The 18,861-nt window shown below is 31.2% G+C and carries 19 protein-coding genes and 1 tRNA gene; 3 read left to right on the top strand and 17 right to left on the bottom strand.

Annotation, left to right across the window (positions count from 1 at the left end; translation table 11 throughout):
- Positions 1-64: 64 nt before the first annotated feature.
- Positions 65-2,518, top strand: coding sequence for a hybrid sensor histidine kinase/response regulator (locus OIU80_RS07440; RefSeq protein ID WP_264286406.1), 2,454 nt, complete (start codon positions 65-67; stop codon positions 2,516-2,518).
- Here OIU80_RS07440 and OIU80_RS07435 read toward each other — a convergent pair.
- From OIU80_RS07435 to pdxA, 11 genes are all read right to left on the bottom strand, one after another.
- Positions 2,515-3,846: a sigma-54-dependent transcriptional regulator gene (locus tag OIU80_RS07435; protein WP_264286405.1), complete on the bottom strand. Its 1,332-nt coding sequence runs from the start codon at positions 3,844-3,846 to the stop codon at positions 2,515-2,517. The two genes, OIU80_RS07440 and OIU80_RS07435, sit on opposite strands and share 4 nt — an antisense overlap.
- 125 nt (positions 3,847-3,971) lie before the next feature.
- On the bottom strand, positions 3,972-4,268 hold the full coding sequence (locus OIU80_RS07430; RefSeq protein WP_264286404.1) for a hypothetical protein: 297 nt from the start codon (positions 4,266-4,268) through the stop codon (positions 3,972-3,974).
- Between the two features lie 40 nt (positions 4,269-4,308).
- On the bottom strand, positions 4,309-4,605 hold the full coding sequence (locus OIU80_RS07425; RefSeq protein ID WP_264286403.1) for a hypothetical protein: 297 nt from the start codon (positions 4,603-4,605) through the stop codon (positions 4,309-4,311).
- 37 nt (positions 4,606-4,642) lie between these two features.
- The gene (locus tag OIU80_RS07420) at positions 4,643-4,939 is read right to left on the bottom strand and encodes a hypothetical protein (RefSeq protein WP_264286402.1); all 297 of its coding nucleotides are present in this window, start codon (positions 4,937-4,939) and stop codon (positions 4,643-4,645) included.
- 51 nt (positions 4,940-4,990) lie between these two features.
- Positions 4,991-5,287, bottom strand: a complete 297-nt coding sequence (locus tag OIU80_RS07415) for a hypothetical protein (protein WP_264286401.1) — start codon at positions 5,285-5,287, stop codon at positions 4,991-4,993.
- Positions 5,288-5,541: 254 nt separating this feature from the next.
- Positions 5,542-6,888, bottom strand: a complete 1,347-nt coding sequence (gene accC / locus OIU80_RS07410) for an acetyl-CoA carboxylase biotin carboxylase subunit (RefSeq protein ID WP_264286400.1) — start codon at positions 6,886-6,888, stop codon at positions 5,542-5,544.
- Positions 6,889-6,977: 89 nt separating this feature from the next.
- Positions 6,978-7,460, bottom strand: coding sequence for an acetyl-CoA carboxylase biotin carboxyl carrier protein (accB, locus tag OIU80_RS07405; protein WP_264286399.1), 483 nt, complete (start codon positions 7,458-7,460; stop codon positions 6,978-6,980).
- Between the two features lie 22 nt (positions 7,461-7,482).
- Positions 7,483-8,481 carry a beta-ketoacyl-ACP synthase III gene (locus tag OIU80_RS07400; protein ID WP_264286398.1) on the bottom strand — a complete coding sequence of 333 codons (999 nt, stop codon included), beginning with the start codon at positions 8,479-8,481 and terminating at the stop codon, positions 7,483-7,485.
- A gap of 172 nt (positions 8,482-8,653) precedes the next feature.
- Positions 8,654-8,848 carry a 50S ribosomal protein L32 gene (gene rpmF, locus OIU80_RS07395; protein ID WP_007137315.1) on the bottom strand — a complete coding sequence of 65 codons (195 nt, stop codon included), beginning with the start codon at positions 8,846-8,848 and terminating at the stop codon, positions 8,654-8,656.
- Between the two features lie 9 nt (positions 8,849-8,857).
- Entirely contained in the window at positions 8,858-9,400 is a 543-nt protein-coding gene (locus tag OIU80_RS07390) for a YceD family protein (protein WP_264286397.1), read from the bottom strand.
- Between the two features lie 107 nt (positions 9,401-9,507).
- Positions 9,508-10,557: a 4-hydroxythreonine-4-phosphate dehydrogenase PdxA gene (gene pdxA, locus OIU80_RS07385; RefSeq protein WP_264286396.1), complete on the bottom strand. Its 1,050-nt coding sequence runs from the start codon at positions 10,555-10,557 to the stop codon at positions 9,508-9,510.
- Positions 10,558-10,615: 58 nt separating this feature from the next.
- On the opposite strand from pdxA, the gene OIU80_RS07380 reads away from it, so the two are divergent.
- Positions 10,616-11,203, top strand: a complete 588-nt coding sequence (locus tag OIU80_RS07380; protein WP_264286395.1) for a riboflavin synthase — start codon at positions 10,616-10,618, stop codon at positions 11,201-11,203.
- A 32-nt stretch (positions 11,204-11,235) separates the two neighbouring features.
- Here the strand turns inward: OIU80_RS07380 and OIU80_RS07375 are convergent, their stop codons facing one another.
- The 5 genes from OIU80_RS07375 to OIU80_RS07355 form a co-directional block, all read right to left on the bottom strand.
- Entirely contained in the window at positions 11,236-11,442 is a 207-nt protein-coding gene (locus OIU80_RS07375) for a hypothetical protein (RefSeq protein ID WP_264286394.1), read from the bottom strand.
- A gap of 400 nt (positions 11,443-11,842) precedes the next feature.
- A tRNA-Ile gene (locus tag OIU80_RS07370) sits at positions 11,843-11,916 on the bottom strand.
- 144 nt (positions 11,917-12,060) lie between these two features.
- Complete coding sequence (gene mce, locus OIU80_RS07365) at positions 12,061-12,462, bottom strand: methylmalonyl-CoA epimerase (protein WP_264286501.1); 402 nt, start codon at positions 12,460-12,462, stop codon at positions 12,061-12,063.
- 8 nt (positions 12,463-12,470) lie between these two features.
- Positions 12,471-14,846, bottom strand: a complete 2,376-nt coding sequence (locus OIU80_RS07360; protein WP_264286393.1) for a hypothetical protein — start codon at positions 14,844-14,846, stop codon at positions 12,471-12,473.
- Positions 14,806-15,705 (bottom strand): hypothetical protein, encoded by a 900-nt coding sequence (locus tag OIU80_RS07355; RefSeq protein ID WP_264286392.1) that lies wholly within the window; start codon positions 15,703-15,705, stop codon positions 14,806-14,808. Before OIU80_RS07355 ends, OIU80_RS07360 begins: the two co-directional genes overlap by 41 nt.
- Before the next feature lie 300 nt (positions 15,706-16,005).
- On the opposite strand from OIU80_RS07355, the gene OIU80_RS07350 reads away from it, so the two are divergent.
- Positions 16,006-17,664, top strand: a complete 1,659-nt coding sequence (locus OIU80_RS07350) for an Ig-like domain-containing protein (RefSeq protein WP_264286391.1) — start codon at positions 16,006-16,008, stop codon at positions 17,662-17,664.
- Between the two features lies 1 nt (position 17,665).
- Here OIU80_RS07350 and OIU80_RS07345 read toward each other — a convergent pair whose 3' ends face one another.
- Complete coding sequence (locus OIU80_RS07345) at positions 17,666-18,436, bottom strand: nitrilase family protein (protein WP_264286390.1); 771 nt, start codon at positions 18,434-18,436, stop codon at positions 17,666-17,668.
- Positions 18,437-18,861: the final 425 nt, after the last annotated feature.

Here is an 18,861-nt window from a genome sequence, read left to right as displayed (position 1 = left end):
TTAATCAGAAAATTTTAAATAAATTGCGATAATATAAAAAACAAAATCCCTACAATTACAATCTATGGAGAGTAAAAACAGTTACATTCCGCTTAAAGTTTTTATAAGTTACATCGCATTAGCTTCGCTTGTAATTAGTGTGGGTTGGGTTTTATATTCGGAAAACGTTATTTACTCTAATATAGAAAGTAAAATCGCTTTTGAAAAAACTAAAATATTAAAAGTTAGTCAGCTATTTTCAAATGTATATAAAACGGAAAGCCTGGCTCGAAAAACAATTCAATCCAATTCTGAAACCGATTTCGAACACTACATCAAAGAATCTGATTCCTTACGAATTCGAATTGATTCTTTAAAAAAAATAGTTACTACCCAATCACAAATTGTTTTATTGGATAGTGTAAATTATTTATTGGCTGAAAAGACTAAAAACATTCGACAATTAAAATCTATCAAAAGTAAAGCTAATGATGAAGTTACAGTAAATAATGCCATTGATGAATTAACTAAACTCGAATTTTCATTACGTAAATTGCAACTTGAAGATTTTGCAAAAAACCCTGATAAATTAGGAACTTATCAGCGTAATGTTCTCCAAAAGTATGTTGATTATCTAAATCAAAACATTCCAGATGATAGCACAAATACTTTAAGCAAAAAAGCATCTGACTCTATCTTATCTACTTCCAAAAAATTATTAAGTTCTGTAAAAAGAGAAACAGAAAAGAAAAAGGAATCTCTCAATTATCAGGAGAACAAATTACTGAAAAATGAAATTTTAATTTCTGAACAACTTCGGAAAGTATTACGCATAATTGAGCGAGAAATTATAATAAACTCCATTAAATACAATACTGATAAAGAAAAATCATTAAAAAAAATTAATCAGATTGTTACTGGGGCAGCTATTGTAGGCTTGTTACTTACTATCTTTTTTTCTATCCTTATTGCGAGTGATTTTTCCAAGACACAACTTTATAAGAAACAATTAGAAATTGCTAATTTCAAGACTAGAAATCTTTTAAAAAGCCGTGAACAGCTCATTTCTACAGTAAGTCATGATCTAAAAACTCCATTGAGCACAATTGTGGGCTACACAGAACTCTTAGATAATTCTGACATAAATACAAAGCAATCGTATTTTATCAAGAATATTAAAAATTCATCCGAATACATATCACAATTGGTACAGGATTTACTTGATTTCTCTCAAATCGAAGCTGGAAAAATTACAATCGAAAAGAAACCTTTCTTACTTCCTGAAATCATAACTGAGGTTGCCAAAAGTATTCAATCTGTTTACAATCAAAAAGACATAGAACTTATCATTCATGCTGACGAAAAATTAAACCAAAGAGTAATTGGAGATTCTTTTCGACTGAAACAAATTTTGAGCAATATTATTGGTAATGCTTATAAATTTACCGAAAAAGGTTTTATAAAAATCGATGCTACAATTAATGATAATGGAGATTTTGTTCTTATAAAAGTAGAAGATTCTGGTATTGGAATTGAGAAAAAAAATCAAAACCTAATATTCGAAGAATTTGCTCAAGCTAATGAAAATATTGAAAAAAAATATGGAGGAACTGGTTTAGGTCTTGCCATATCAAAAAAAATAGCGACTCTTTTAGGTGGAGATTTACATCTAAAAAGTGTTTTTAGAAAAGGTAGTACTTTTGAAATTCAACTTCCGTTAGTTTTCGATACCAATCCAAAATCTGAATTAGAAGAAACAACAAACCGAGAAAATCACACCGCTCCTTTAGTTTCATCTAAAACTGCAATTGTACTAGATGACGATACTAATTTACTGGGCTTAACTTCTGAAGTTTTAAGACAGCACAATTACACCGTTTTGGCTTTTAATAATGCCAATGACGCCTTAAAAACTATAGAGAACACCCCTTTTGACTTTATCATAACCGACATTCAAATGCCGGAAATTGATGGATTTCAATTTTTAGAAAAATTAAAAGAAACAACTAACTCTCAATATCATAACCAACCTATAATTGCCTTAACAGGAAGAGATGATTTAGATTTGGACGTTTATATGGATGCTGGCTTTACAACTGTTGTAAAAAAACCTTATTCACCTAAAACCTTACTCAAAACGATACTTTCGTTATTTGATAGTTCGTATGAAATTGAGCCTGAAGACAACAACATCAATAACGCTAGTTTAGAGAAAGGATTTTCTCTTGATTCTTTAAAATCATTTTTAACTAATGACAAAGAGGCTCTTCAAGAAGTCCTTAAGACATTTATAACAACAACAAAAGAAAACTTAGTAGTTTTAGAGAAGAGTATTGAGAGTAAAGATACTATCGAAATTAGTGCTATTGCACACCGAATTTCTCCAATGTTCAAGCAAATCAATGCTTCTGAAATCAGTAAGATTCTAGGTGATTTAGAACAAAATAAATATGCTGATACTGATTTAGAGACAATTTTTAATGAATTAAAAACTAAAATCAATTCACTACTCCAGACGCTCGAAAAAGAAACAACTTAATCTATATTATATTGTTTTAACTTATTATATAAAGTTTTTCGAGTGATCTTCAGCATTTTTGCAGCTTCAGACTTGTTGTTTTTAGCCTTTGATAAAGCATGAATAATAGCTTCTTTTTCATTTTCAGACAATGAAAAATCATTTGGAACCTGCTTTTGGGTCTGAAAGAATTCTAGTGGTAATACACTCGTTTCTATAAAATCTCCTTGTGACAATAGTGTTGCTCTCTTGACACAATTTTGAAGTTCTCTTAAATTTCCTGGCCATCTGTATTTTTGAAAAACTGCAACTACTTCATCCGAAAAACCAATAATATTTTTGTTTAATTGCTCATTGGCTTTTTCAAGAAAGAAATCTGCAAAAATCATTAAATCTTCTTCCCTTTCAATCAATGAAGGCGAATGAATAGAAAACTCATTTATTCGATGGTATAGATCTTCCCTAAAATCTCCTTTTTGCACTGCTTCTCTCAAATCTTCGTTGGTTGCTGTTACAATACGAATATCAACATCGATTTCTTTATTACTCCCAACAGGTTTTATCTTTCGTTCTTGCAAAGCTCTCAACAGTTGGATTTGATTTTCGTAAGAAAGATTTCCTATCTCGTCTAAAAATACAGTTCCTCCATTTGCAGCTTCAAAATAGCCTATTTTATCAGTAATCGCTCCTGTAAAAGAGCCTTTTAAATGCCCGAAGAACTCACTAGCTGCTAATTCTTTGGGTATAGCACCACAATCTACAGCTATAAAATTATTTCCTTTTCTAGGGCTTTGTTCATGAATGCTCTTGGCTATGATTTCTTTTCCTGTACCGCTTTCCCCAATTATTAAAACTGACATATTGGTTGGACTAACAAGCTTAATATGTTCAGCTAATTTCTTTGAAGCTTTAGAAATTCCTTTTACAAACTCAAATTCGTTTGATTTTTTTTGAGACTTTACTTTCTGTTCTTTTTCTGGAACTATAACTGAATTTTGTAAAGCATTTGAAATTACTAATAAAACTTCTTCTGGATTAAATGGTTTCGAAATATAATCTGCAGCACCATTTTTTATAGCCTTCACAGCAGTATTTACATCTGAATATCCTGTCATTAAAATAACTGGAATTTCAGGATATATTTTTTTAAATTCAGTCATCAACCCTATTCCATCTGAATCTGGAAGTCTTAAGTCTGTAATAATAAGATCGAAAGATTCATCCTTAATTATATTTCGAGCTTCGGTTGCAGAAAAAGCAGTCACAACTGTGTATGCTTTTTTTGTTAGAAATTTATCTAATAATTTACAAAACGAAATATCATCTTCTATTAATAAAATCTTTGGCATTAGTGTTTGGACTTTTCATGCTAAAATAAGACTAAATTAATTGTATTTTCACAAAATTTTGCAAAAAAAAAGAGATTGCAAATGCAATCTCTTTTTAAAAAAAAACCTAAACTAATCTACCTAAATTATATTTTTATCCAATTGCCATTGACATCTGAATACACAGTAGCCTTTTGGTCACCAACTGAGATTTCTAATTTGTATTCTTTCTTTTCATTTACATATGCCTTATCAAGTTTCACATCCGGATAAGCCTTCTGCAAAGCTGTTTTTACTGCCACCGGCACTGTGTCTCCACTAATTTCAGTGTAGCCGTCTTGCACTATTGCAACTTTAATTACTGGCTCTGTAACTGTTAGAGTTGCTGCATAAATTGACAAGCTCCCTAAAACAATTGCTGCGGATAAGATTACTTTTTTCATAATGATATGTTTAAATTTAACTCGTTTGGTTTATGATCAATTATTTTTTGATCAGATTTCCTAATGCGTCAGAGAAAATAGTATATTTTTTATCGCCATGAACGATTTCTAATTTATATACATTTTTTTCGTTTTTATAAGCTTTTTCAAGTTTCGAATCTGGAAAAGATTTATCAAGAGTAGCTTTTACTTCTGCAGGAAGTGCATCTGCACTAATCTCTACGTATTCATCCTGAATACTAATTACTTTGACAGTCTGTTCTGCAATAGCTACAGTTGTAGCATTAGCTGAAAAACCTCCTAATACAATTGCTGCGGATAAGATTAACTTTTTCATGATACTAAATTTAATGTTTTTAAACTTCTAAATCGAATTATTTTTTAATCCAGTTTCCTGTTGCATCTGCAAAAAGACTTCCTACTTTATCTCCTACAGTTACATCTAACTTATACTCTTTGTTAGCATTTACGTATGCTTTATTAAGTACAGCATCTGGATATGCTTTTTTCAAAGCTTCTGGAATAGCTGCTGGTAATTCTTCAATTTTAATTTCAGTGTATTCTTCTTGAACTGATGTAGTTTTAACATCAACAACTGAAGTTGGTAAAGTTGTTGCGAATGAAGATAAACTTCCTAATACGATTGCTGCTGATAAGATTAACTTTTTCATAATGATATATTTTTATATGTTTTTAATTTATTTTTGATTTTCTAAATGGAATTATTTTTTAATCCAGTTTCCTGTTGCATCTGCAAAAAGACTTCCTACTTTATCTCCTACAGTTACATCTAACTTATACTCTTTATTCGCATTCACATATGCTTTATTAAGTACTGCATCTGGATACGCTTTTTTCAAAGCTGCTGGAATTGCTGCTGGTAATTCTTCGATTTTAATTTCAGTATATTCTTCTTGAACTGATGTAGTTTTAACATCTATAACTGAAGTTGGTAAAACTGTTGCAAATGAAGACAAACTTCCTAATACGATTGCGGCTGATAAGATTAACTTTTTCATAATAATAGATTTTAAATTATTTGTATTGTTTTTACACTTCAGATAAAGAAATTATTATGCCGCAAAACCAAAAACAACACAAAGTACTGATTATCAAGAAAATAAATTAAAAAACATAAAACTACTACTAATTGTAAAGTGGGTAAAATGGGTAAAAAGTGTATAAAAAATACACATAAATTGATTTCAAAAAATTATATAAACAAAAAAAGCCTCACATTACTGTGAGGCTTTTCAATACGATATGTAATAATCTATTCCAGTTCTTTCATTTTAAATGTATCCATAAAAGCAGTCGTATAATCTCCTGCAATATAACGTGGATCATCCATTAATTGTCTGTGAAAAGGAATTGTTGTTTTAACTCCTTCGATTACAAATTCATCCAAAGCTCTTCTCATCTTGCTAATTGCTTCTTCACGAGATTGTGCAGTAGTAATTAATTTAGCAATCATTGAATCATAATTTGGCGGAATACTATAACCAGAATACACGTGCGTATCTAAACGTACACCGTGACCTCCTGGCATATGAAGCGTAGTAATTTTTCCTGGTGAAGGGCGAAAATCATTATATGGATCTTCAGCATTAATACGACATTCTATAGCATGTAATTGTGGTAAATAATTTTTTCCAGAAATTGGAATTCCAGCTGCAACCATAATTTGTTCACGAATCAAGTCATAATCAATAACTTGTTCTGTAATAGGGTGCTCTACCTGAATACGCGTATTCATTTCCATGAAATAGAAGTTTCTGTGTTTATCAACCAAAAATTCTACTGTTCCTGCTCCCTCATACTTAATAAATTCAGCAGCTTTTACAGCAGCTTCACCCATTTTTTCACGCAATTCATCTGTCATGAATGGCGAAGGAGTTTCTTCAGTTAATTTTTGATGACGACGTTGCACAGAACAATCTCTTTCTGAAAGATGACATGCTTTACCGTAAGAATCACCTACAATTTGAATTTCGATATGGCGAGGCTCTTCAATTAATTTTTCAAGATACATTCCGTCATTACCAAAAGCAGCTAATGATTCCTGACGTGCACTATCCCAAGCTTTTTGAAGCTCTTCAGCTTTCCAAACAGCTCTCATTCCTTTTCCACCACCACCAGCAGTAGCTTTAAGCATTACTGGGTAACCGAATTCTTCGGCTAATTTTTGTGTTTGTTCAAATGATTCTAATAATCCGTCTGAACCTGGTACACAAGGAACTCCTGCTTCTTTCATTGTTGCTTTGGCAGAAGCTTTATCACCCATTCTATCAATCATTTCAGGGGCAGCACCAATAAATTTGATTCCGTGTTCCTGACATATTTTAGAAAACTTTGAATTCTCAGAAAGAAATCCGTATCCCGGATGTATTGCATCTGCATTTGTAATTTCGGCAGCAGCAATAATATTTGACATTTTCAAATACGATAAGTTACTCGGAGGAGGACCTATACAAACTGCTTCATCTGCAAATTTAACATGTAAGCTTTCAGCATCAGCTGTTGAGTAAACTGCAACAGTCTTAATCCCCATTTCCTTACATGTACGAATTACACGAAGTGCAATTTCTCCTCTATTCGCAATTAATATTTTTTTAAACATCTTCTTAAAATTAGATAATTAGATAATTAGATCGTATGATTATTAGATTATAGAAAATTTCTAAAATCTAAAATCTAAAATCTAATTTTTTATGATGGATCTACTAAAAACAATGGTTGATCAAACTCAACTGGAGACATATCATCTACTAAAATCTTAACAATTTTACCAGAAACTTCAGATTCAATTTCATTAAATAATTTCATTGCTTCAATAACACAAAGAACATCTCCTTTAGCAATTGTTGAACCTACTTCAGCAAAAGCTGGTTTGTCTGGTGAAGGTTTTCTATAAAAAGTTCCAATAATTGGTGATTTTATAGTAATTAAATTAGAGTTTTCTGCTGCAGCAGGAGCTTCTGTAGTTGTTACTACTGGAACAGCTTGCTGAGGCACTACAGCTTGTGGCAATGTTGCTTGAGCTGGCAATTGTTGAACATACGTGGTTTCAGTTACATTACCTTCTAATGTTGTTCTAATGGTGATTTTAACATCATCCATCTCCAACTTTACTTCAGCAACTCCCGAATTTGCTACAAATTTGATTAGGTTTTGAATTTCTTTTAAATCCATAATATTCGTTTTTAGTTTAAATTTATTTTTTATCGTAAGCCCATTTTAAGTATATAGATCCCCAAGTGAATCCACCTCCAAAAGCGGCAAAAATAATGTTATCTCCTTTTTTGAACAAATGCTCAAAATCGCTAAGTACTAAAGGTAATGTAGCTGATGTTGTATTACCATATCTTTCGATATTCATTAATACTTTTGAGTCTTCTAAATCCATTCTGCTTGCAGTAGCATCAATGATACGTTTGTTTGCCTGATGTGGAACTAACCAATTTACATCTTGATTTGTTAAATTATTTCTCTTAAGAATTAATTCGCTTGCATCAGCCATATTGGTAACAGCATATTTAAAAACAGTTTTCCCGTCTTGTATAATATTGTGTCTGTTTTCTTGAACTGTTTCTAAAGTAGTAGGAATTAAAGATCCTCCTGCTGGTATTTTCAAAAAATCACGACCAACTCCGTCACTTCTCAAATATTCATCTTGCAATCCTAAACCTTCATAATTAGGTTCAAATAATACTGCTCCTGCGCCATCTCCAAAAATAATACAAGTAGATCTGTCTGTATAATCTACTATCGAAGACATTTTATCCGCTCCTATTAGTAATACTTTTTTGTATCTACCTGACTGAATATACGCTGCTGCTGTAGACATTCCGTAAAGGAAGCTAGAACATGCTGCTTGTAAATCGTATGCAAAAGCATTTGTTGCTCCAATTTGTGTTGCAACATAAACTCCTGTAGAAGCTACTGGCATATCTGCTGTAGCTGTTGCCATTATTATCATATCAATCTCCAAAGGATCAATATTAGCTTTGGCTATTAAATCTTGTGCTGCTTTTATAGCAAGGAATGAGGTTCCTTTATCAGTATCTTTAAGAATTCTTCTTTCTTTTATTCCGGTGCGGGTAGTAATCCATTCATCATTGGTATCTACCATGGTTTCTAAGACTTTGTTTGAAAGTACAAAGTCTGGAACATAAGCTCCAACAGCGGTTATTGCGGCTGTGATTGTATTCATTATATTCAATTATTTCCTTCCAAATACTGATATTTGAAAAATTTTTAAAAGACTTGAAAATTACAAAAAAAATTCTAAACGTATTGTCTTAATTTTCTTAAATAACGAAAATTATAACCAACAAAAAAAACTCTCACATAGTGAGAGTTCTAATATCATTTACAAAAATGTATTAAGCAACAGCTACAGATTTATCTATAACAACTTGCCCTCTGTAGTACATTTTCCCTTCATGCCAGTAAGCTCTGTGGTATAAATGTGCTTCTCCAGTGATAGGACATGTAGCGATTTGAGCTACAGTAGCTTTATAATGTGTTCTTCTCTTATCTCTTCTTGTTTTCGAGATTTTTCTCTTAGGATGTGCCATTTTACTATATTATTTATCCGTTAATAGTTTCTTTAATTTGTCCCAACGAGGGTCAATATCTTCTTCTTTTGTACTCTCTTCTTTTTGTTCTTTTATAGTCAATTCATTCAGTTTATCTAAAGCTTCTGTCTTTAAACTTCCATCTTTAATTCCTGGATGAATCCTTTTTAGAGGTACCGAAAGTGCAATCATTTCATAGATATATTGTGCAATATCTATTTCAAATTCACCATAAGGCAGAATAAGCAGTTCTTCATTGTCATTATTAAAAGCTTCTCCAAAACGAACGATCAACTTCATATTACCTTTTAAAGGTAAGTCAAAATCTTCGCTTGTTAAGTCACATGGTACATTCACAGTACCTTTGTGCTTGAAACCCAACTCTAACATGTTGCTTTTCTTCTCTAAAACTACATTTACTTTGATATCTGAATTTTGAAATTCTTCATAATCAAAGCTCTCAAAGAACACATTACTTATTTGATACTCAAAATGGTGTTTACCTAACTTTAATCCTGCGAATGGAATTAAATATTCTTTTGTCTTGCTCATTTCAACATCATTTTTCCTAATTCATATTCTGGGTCACAGAACTCTGAATCGGGGTGCAAAGATATAAAATTATTGTAAAACTAATAATCTTATTCACCTTTTTTTGTTTATAACTGTTTTTCTTTTATTTTAAGAGGTTTTTTACTAATCTCCTCATATTGATTACGAGAACGAAATATGTCTATTGCTAAATAAACAGCCTCCTTAAATGAATTATAATCTGCAATATCTTTTCCAGCAATATCATACGCTGTACCGTGATCCGGCGAAGTTCTTACCTTATTTAAACCCGCAGTATAATTAACTCCTTTACCAAAAGACAACGTCTTAAAAGGAATCAATCCTTGATCATGATAGGTGGCCACAATAGCATCATATTTTTCATATTGACCACTTCCAAAAAAGCCATCTGCCGGAAAAGGCCCAAAAACCAATGTTCCTTTATCAAATATTTTCTTTAAAACTGGTTTTAAAATCGCATCATCTTCTTTTCCAATTACACCACCATCTCCACAATGTGGATTTAATCCTAAAACTGCAATTTTTGGTTTATTTATACTAAAATCCTGAATTAGTGACTGTTTAATCGTTTGGATTTTTCGCTCTATTAATTCTTCCGTAAGATGTGACGCCACTTCGCTTAGTGGGATATGATCTGTTAGCAAACCAACTCTTAAATTATCCTGAACCATCATCATCAAAGCATTTCCTTCCAGCTCTTGATCTAAATAATCAGTATGTCCTGGAAATTTAAATGTTTCCGATTGAATATTATATTTATTAATAGGAGCTGTCACCAAAACATCTACAATTCCTTCTTTTAAAGCCTTTGTTGCAGCTACAAACGATTTTATAGCATACTCTCCTACTTTATCATTATTTGTTCCCAAATTAATATCTATTCCCTCTCTCCAAAGATTGTAAACATTAATCTTACCTGGTACAATCTGGTCTAATTTGTCAATCCCATGCAACATTACTGATGATGTGAAATTCTTTTTTATGAAAGATAGTATTTTTACATTTGCAAAAATAACTGGGGTACACAGCTCTAGCATTCGAGAATCTTCGAATGTTTTAAGAACAACTTCGCTTCCAATACCGTTTAAATCTCCAATTGAAATTCCGACGATTATATTTTCTGCATTTTTTATCATGACCACAGGTTATTTATTACTAATTTTGATGTGCAAATTTAGTAAAATAAAATAAGAAATGTTTACAGGAATCATAGAAACCCTTGGCAATGTAGTCGAAATAAGAAAAGACAGAGATAATATTCACATAACTGTAGATTCTTCTATTACAAATGAACTCAAAATAGACCAAAGCGTCTCCCACAATGGCATTTGCTTAACTGTTGTAAATACACAAGATTCACTCTACACCGTTACCGCCATAGCCGAAACCATACAAAAAACAAATATCGGCGACTGGAAAGTTGGCGACATCATCAACCTTGAAAGAGGAATGAAATTAAGCGATCGCCTTGATGGCCATATTGTTCAAGGCCACGTAGACCAAACAGGAAACTGCATTACCATTGAAGAAGCTAATGGCAGCTGGAATTATACTTTCGAGTATGATGAGAAATTAAACAACATTACAATCGAAAAAGGATCAATTACCGTAAATGGAGTTAGTCTAACAGTTGTAAATTCCAAAAAAAATCAATTTAGCGTATCAATAATTCCGTACACATTTGAAAACACTAATTTTAACAATTTCAAAATTGGAACTAAAATAAATCTAGAATTTGATGTAATTGGCAAGTACGTATCCAGATTATACAAGAACAACTAAAAAAAGCAGCCTTAAAAACAAAAAACTCCAGTTTACGCTGGAGTTTTTTGTTTTAATCTATATTCATATATCCTATATATCCCAAATGATAATGCTGCAATAAGCAAAAACACAAGATTTTCATCAATAGGCAATGGCGGATCACCTGGCGGCGGCGGAATACCCACACCTTGTCGGACAGGAGGCGCAGGAGGAACAGGAGCTGCAAAAGCACTAACCGAACCCAGCAAAACCAACATAATTATTAGAAACCTTTGTGAAATAATTTTCATATAAATTTTAATCCTTTAAAATTAAATGCAATAAAACGGGAATTTATTTTTAAAACTAAATTCCGTGAACTATAAATACCAAACAGAATCAGTAAACAAATGTATCATTTTTAAAGAAAGCTACAATACTACTATCAAAAAAAGCTTAATAAAAAGCCTGCAAAAACAATCACAACCAACTGAATATCACTAAAATTAATCAACAATCAATATTAAAAAATTAATTGTTAATATATATAAAATCTTACATACAGTCATCAAAAACATAAAACAGAAATCCCAACCTTATTAAATAATAATGGATCCAATTAAAAAACCACAAAAAAAAGCCTCTACATTGCTGTAAAGGCTTTTTTTATTTAAACTGTGGTCCCACCTGGGCTCGAACCAGGGACCACCTGATTATGAGTCAGGTGCTCTAACCAGCTGAGCTATAGGACCGGTTTTGAGGTTGCAATATTACCACTATTTTTCATTTGTAGCAAATATTTAAGCATGATTTTTACGTTATTTTCATAATTAATTTTACAAAAATCAAAACTATCTGATTTTTAAGCATCTAATTCACTCATTAAATACTCGAAATTATTTAATTTCCTGACATAACTCTATCAAAACTCCATTTGTACTTTTAGGATGCAAGAAAACAACGAGTTTATTATCGGCACCTTTTTTGGGAATTTCGTTTAAAACCACAAAACCTTCGCTTTTTAAACGTTCCACTTCTTCGATGATATCCGTTACATCAAATGCTATATGGTGAATCCCTTCTCCTTTTTTATCAAGAAATTTAGCGATAGGACTTCCTGGGCTAGTCGCCGCAAGAAGCTCTATTTTATTTGGTCCGTTTTGAAAAAATGAAGTTATCACTCCTTCGCTTTCCACCGCTTCCGATTTATAAGCCGGAACCCCAAAAAGCTTTTCGAACAAAAGATTCGAAACTTCTAAATCTTTAACTGCAATTCCTATATGTTCTATTTTATTCATCATCTTAATTACTGATTAACATAGGTATTAAAATAACCACATTCAGCAATAACATCTTGATAATATTTAGTGTCCGAATAATCTTTTTTCAATATTTTAAAATTATTCCATGCCAAGAAATTTATCTTATCCTGATCTGCAGTCCACCAATTTGTTACCGAATTATACTTTTTATTATAATATTCATTTCGCTCGCATTTTGCCAACATATAAACACATTTTGCTTTTTGCTCTTTTGTTGTAGCTGCTTCTAATGCTTTTTGGTAATACATTTTAGGCAATGAACAATTTGTAATCATTTTTTTCATAGAATCCCTAAATGAATATGGACTTGAACCATACCCTACAATTCCGATTTCATAAAAACTTCTCCCGTTTCCAAAATGGGTAATATTATAAAATGCATTTCCTAGCAACAAGCTATTTGTATATACATCTTCATTTTTAGCAAGTTTATCTTGCATCGTTTTTATAGTCGTTAAAAATTCTATTTGAGAATATTTCTTTTTTTGATATGCCGCATGGTCACAATCATGACAATCTTTTATACTTCCATTAAATGGATTTCCGTAAAAAACCGCGTTTTGTAATGTATCTGTTTGTTGCATAAAAGCAATTGCTTCAGGTATTTTATTTTGATATGTTGCCTGTATTGCCTGGAAATTATTAATATTATTTAAATTCAAATTATAAATACTAAAGCCTATTTTTTCTATTTCAGTTTTATTTGGCTTAGCCAAAAATGCTTTCATCCCTAACAAATTCTTTTCGACATCATAAAAAGAATTTCCTGCACCCCAATAACTATAAGCTGAAGTATTTGCAAACAATTCTGCCATTACATAATCTTTCTGTTCTTTATAAAGTGTCATCAAGTACATTCTGCTCCAACTAGAAGCATTTTCATAACGAAAATCGCCTACTTTTTGCTTTGGAAGTTCTTGATACAACCAATTTAAATCCTTGAGAATCGTTTTCTCATTTTTAGAATTTAACTTATCAATTTTACTCATATTATTTACAAAACGAAGCAATCTAAGTTGATTATTAGCCAACTCCGTTTTAGGCATAGTTTTTTCGGCTTTCGCAAAATTTTCATCTGCTTTAGCAAACTCTCCTTTTAGTGTTTGCAAATACCCTAAAGCAGTATTCCATAAATAAGGCTTCTCTGTATTTCCTGTTACTGCAATTTTCGAAACTAAATCAAATGCTTTTGCATTAATTTTACTTTTATTTGTTTCTTTATTTTCTGCTACCGTCTGTTTTATTGCAGGCGCACTATAATCCGTAGAACCTTCAGAATTAACTTTAGCCAACTCAAATGAATTATTAATCCCTTGTTCTTGTTGATTAACCAATCTTGTAAGCAAATAATTCAAATGCTCATTTTTAGGATCTAATTGATAAATTTTATCAATCGCTTGCATTTCGTCTTTATAATACCCGTGAATTGCCCAAAGTGCTGCTTTTTCTCTATTATTTTTGGCCATTGACAAAGATTTATTCCAATCTGTTTCATTTTCCGGACGAAAACTATAAGCTGTAACGACTCTCATTTCAGGACATTTATCAAATACTTGCGCATATAAATAATTAGATGTCGAATATTTGCCTTGTTGGTAATTTATTCCCGCCACATAAGATAACGCACGATAATACAGTACATTTTTAGGAACTACCGCTTCTGTTTTATTAAAAAACGTAATTGCTTTTTGTTTGTTACTACTATAAAAATAAGCTTTCATAGTAAGAAACCAATACCTGTTTTTCAAAAACGGATCTGATATAGTATTGTATACATTTTCGATAGATTGAATCATTTTCAAATCATCAAAAGTTTTAGCCACAACAGGTTCATAACTCCAATAATTTTCCCCAACCGAAACTGCCTCTATTTTTTGCGCCAAATATAAAAACTCAATAAAGGCCTTGGCTTTATCATCTTTCAAATTTATTTTCTTACCCCATTTTAGAGAAGCCTGATTTTGTTTTTTAGTTTTAAAAAAAACATGAAGCTGCTCAATTTCTTTCTTATACCCTGTATCCTTATCTTTATCATACGAATATCTTGACGTATTATCTCCAATTAAAAAATGACTTACTGTAGCAGTATCAACTTTCGTTTTTAAGTAGGCATTCCAATCTGATTTAATATCATCATTAAATCGGGAATTATGTTCGGTATCAAAACCAATCCCGTAAAAAACCTCTCCCGATAAAAATAATGGTCGATACGATTTCTCAACAAAAGTTTCAGGAGTAAAATTAGAACTATACCCCATCCCCCAATCATCACCGCCTCCACAAGCATAAATTACACCGTAAGCAAACAATAAAACACCACTAGAAACAAGAAAGAACTTGTTTAAAAATATTTTTTTCATAATTTTTTAAATTGAATTCATCTAAGTCGTAAAAAATAATCTCTTTAGGATATTGAGCTGTATTCTCCTCTAAATCGGAAGCCATTTCTAGCAAATCATCCTTAGATATCGCTTCTACTTTTAAAATATCTCCTTGTTTATAAAAAGTGCCTTTTTTATAATTGGAGTACTTTACAGTGAAGTATATTTTTTGACTTTGTACAAAATTAGTATCCTTTTGTATTTCTTTTATATCTATTTTACTTTTTAATCCTATTACTTTATGCTCTCGAATATGTACTGCCCAAGAATAAATTGGCAAAGCAAAATCAAGCGGCAAGCGATATTTCTTTAAACTTTTTATGTATCGTTGCGCAATTCTTCTATCATAAATAGAATTAAGAGAATCAGGCGCAATTGTTCCCATATTATAATACATTAAAACACCTGAATCGACATTTGGAATTTTAGTTTTTTCAAAATATTTTATCTGATGTAATCGTATCGTAGCTGAAAGTTTTTTATGGGATATCTTCTTGAAAGATTCTATAAATTTCAAATAATTTGTTTTACTTGCCAATGTCCAATCACAATCGATTTGGATTTCCTGACAAGAAATTCCGTTTTTATTATTTATTAACTCGATAAAATCAAATGTTTTTTTCGCCAAATCTTCAACATCAATTCCTTTTTTTAACATCACTTTGTTTTTGATGTACACCACTGGAACTATCGTTAAGTTTTCTGTTTTATTTTCAAAATGAACTGGGCTCAGTGGAAATGGCTCTTGTGTTTTTGGATGTAAATCAATATCAAAATATCGAATATAAATTTTATTGATATTATTTTGCTCCAAAGCCTGCTTTTCTTCTGCAGACAATTTAAAAATAGTTTTCCAATAATAAAAAGCGGCAACTGGTTTCTCTTGCTTATTACATGAAATTAATAACAAAAATAAGACCCCAAAAATAACGCGAAGTTTCAAAATATTCTAAATTAAATTTACTGTCAAATGTAAGAATACATTTTATTTTATTAAAGAAAATGTAGAACTGTTTTTCTAAACAAAGCGAGGCTCTTCATATTTTTCATCAAAACAACAACTCCTAATAATTCGATAAAAAATTTCGATTAAAGCAAATATAATTGTTATTTTGTGGTTTCAAAATCCAAACCCGTTATGTTGAAGAGCAACTCAAAATATATTTTCTTTTTATTAACCTTATTGATGGCGAGTTGTGCCAAACGCGGAAGCATAACTGGCGGGTTAAAAGATACCCTTGCACCAGTTTTATTATCTAGTGTTCCTAAAAATTTTAGTACAGAATTTAAAGGTAATACCATAAAATTGACATTTGATGAGTATGTGAAATTAAAAAATGCAAATAAGCAATTGATTATTTCGCCGCCAATGAAACACGAGCCTCTTATAACTCCAACTACGGCAAGTAAATACATTACTATAAAAATAAACGACACCTTACAACCCAATACTACTTATAGCTTTAATTTTGGACAAAGCATTACTGATAACAATGAAGGTAATCCGTACAACCAATTTAAGTACATTTTCTCTACTGGAACGTATATAGATTCCTTAGCTCTAGGCGGAAAAATAAAAGACGCTTATGACAAACAAGCTGATTCATTTGTATCTGTAATGCTCTATGAAATAAACGACACTTATAAAGACTCGGTTGTTTATAAAGAAAACCCAAGATACATCACCAATACATTAGATAGTTTAAAAACGTTTAGACTAGAGAATCTAAAAGCTGGAAAATATCTTTTGGTGGCTCTAAAGGACAAAGGAAGCAACAACAAATTCAACCCTAAGGATGATAAAATAGGATTCATAAAACACCCTATTACCATACCTAATGATACCATTTATGAATTAGAATTATTTAAAGAAGTACTCCCTTTAAAAACACATAAACCTGCTCAAGTTTCTGGAAATAGACTAGTTGTAGGATATGATGGAAAACAAGACTTCAAAAACTCAAGACCTAAAATAGTCTTAAAAAACAACGGAGAAGTTTTACCTACAATTGTTACCCAATTTCCTAAAAAAGATTCACTTCAGGTATGGTATAAACCGCTAAAAGCCGATTCTCTATCGATGGAAATCAGCAAAGAAAACTACAAAAAGAATTACTCCTTTAAAGTAAAAGATCAGAAGAAAGACACTTTACGTATAAGTGCACTACAAAACGGAACTATACACTTTAGAGATCGATTTACATTAGAAAGTGCAACTCCCCTAGTACATTTTGATGAATCGAAAATAAAATTAATAAATAAGGATTCTGTTGCTGTTCCTTTCAAAACTGAATACGATGATTTTAATCAACAACTGTTTTTAGACTTTAAGAAAGAGCCTTCTGAAAAATATGAATTCACTCTTTTGCCTGGTGCTTTAACTGATTTTTATGAAAAGACAAACGATACTCTAAAATATAATCTAACCACTAGAGCTACTGCTGACTACGGGAACTTAACCCTTAATTTACAAAACGTAAAACGCTTTCCTGTAATCATAGAATTAACAGATAAAAAGGGCGAAAAAGTTCTTGCCAGCGAATACACTGAAGGTAACACAAAAATAGAATTCAATCTTTTGGAACCTACATTATTTACTCTTCGTGCAATTTACGATGACAATAAAAACAAACAATACGATCCAGGAAATTTCTTAGAAAAGAAATACGCCGAAGAGGTGATTTATTTTTCAAAAGAAGTTGATGTTAGAGCCAATTGGGATGTTGAACAAGTTTTTGACCTGAGCATTCCCTACACTCCTGAACCTGAAAAAAAGAAAACTGATAAAAAGAAATAAATTATAATCCTTCGATTATAAAATCATCCTTATCATTTAAAAAATCTAGTTTTTTTCTTGTTTCATACATTTTTTCCTTGTCTAATTCAACAATAAAAACACCTTCTGTTTCCTGAGGCTTAATTAAATATTCTCCCAAGAAATCGATAGCTTGTGAATGTCCAATGTGTTCAAATTGATGATAATCTAGACCTACTCTATTAACTCCTATCGAATAACATACATTTTCGATAGCACGTGCTTTTAGCAATGTATCCCACGCGTTAGTCCGTATTTTAGGCCAATTGGCCACATACAAAACCAAATCATAAGTCTCTGTATTTCTAGAAAAAACAGGAAACCTAAGATCATAACAAATAAGCGGGCAAATCTTCCAGCCTAAATAATCTACAATTAATTTTCGCGTTCCTTTGGTATAAACTTTATCTTCACCTGCAAGGGTAAACAAATGGCGCTTATCATAATGTTGTAATTCTCCTGAAGGAAAAACAAACAACAATCTGTTATAAAATTTACCATCCTCTTCAATTACCAAACTTCCGGTAATTGCTATTTTTTTAGCTTTAGCTAATGATATCATCCACAAAACAGTTTCCCCACGCATAGTTTCAGCTACCTGAGAAGGATTCATAGTAAATCCTGTAGAGAACATTTCAGGAAGCACTACCAAATCAACTACTTCGTTAATTTCATTAATTTTTTGCTCGAAATGATTTCGATTTCTCTCAGGGTTTTCCCAATGAAGAACAGATTGAATTAGTGCTATTTTCATATTGTAAATATATTATTTTTCGATAAATCATTTTCATTAAGCCCCAACTTAAAACTACTCCTTTTAAAAAAACTGCCAAACTCAGTAAACATCAATCTTTTTCGAATAAAAAAACATTATCTAAAAAAATATTGCAAAAATATTGCAATATTTATGCAAAAAAATTTCAACGGATAAGAATTAATTATATATTTGGCAATTAATTAAAAACCTATAAAAACTTAAAACCACCTTAATCATGAAAAAAAAATACCCTCTAAGAGTCTTCTAGAGTCGACACTACTCCAAAATATTGCAAATTAATTTGCAATAAAAAATAAAAACCACATGACTAAACTTATTGTCATAATCTGTTTTTATTAAAGCTAAGATCAAAATCAATAGCAAGAACTCCTAAAAAGAATCAACCAGAAAACCCATTGATT

The sequence above is a fragment of the Flavobacterium frigoritolerans genome (assembly GCF_025847275.1).
GTDB lineage: Bacteria > Bacteroidota > Bacteroidia > Flavobacteriales > Flavobacteriaceae > Flavobacterium > Flavobacterium frigoritolerans.
This window is presented reverse-complemented; position numbering and strand designations above follow the sequence as displayed.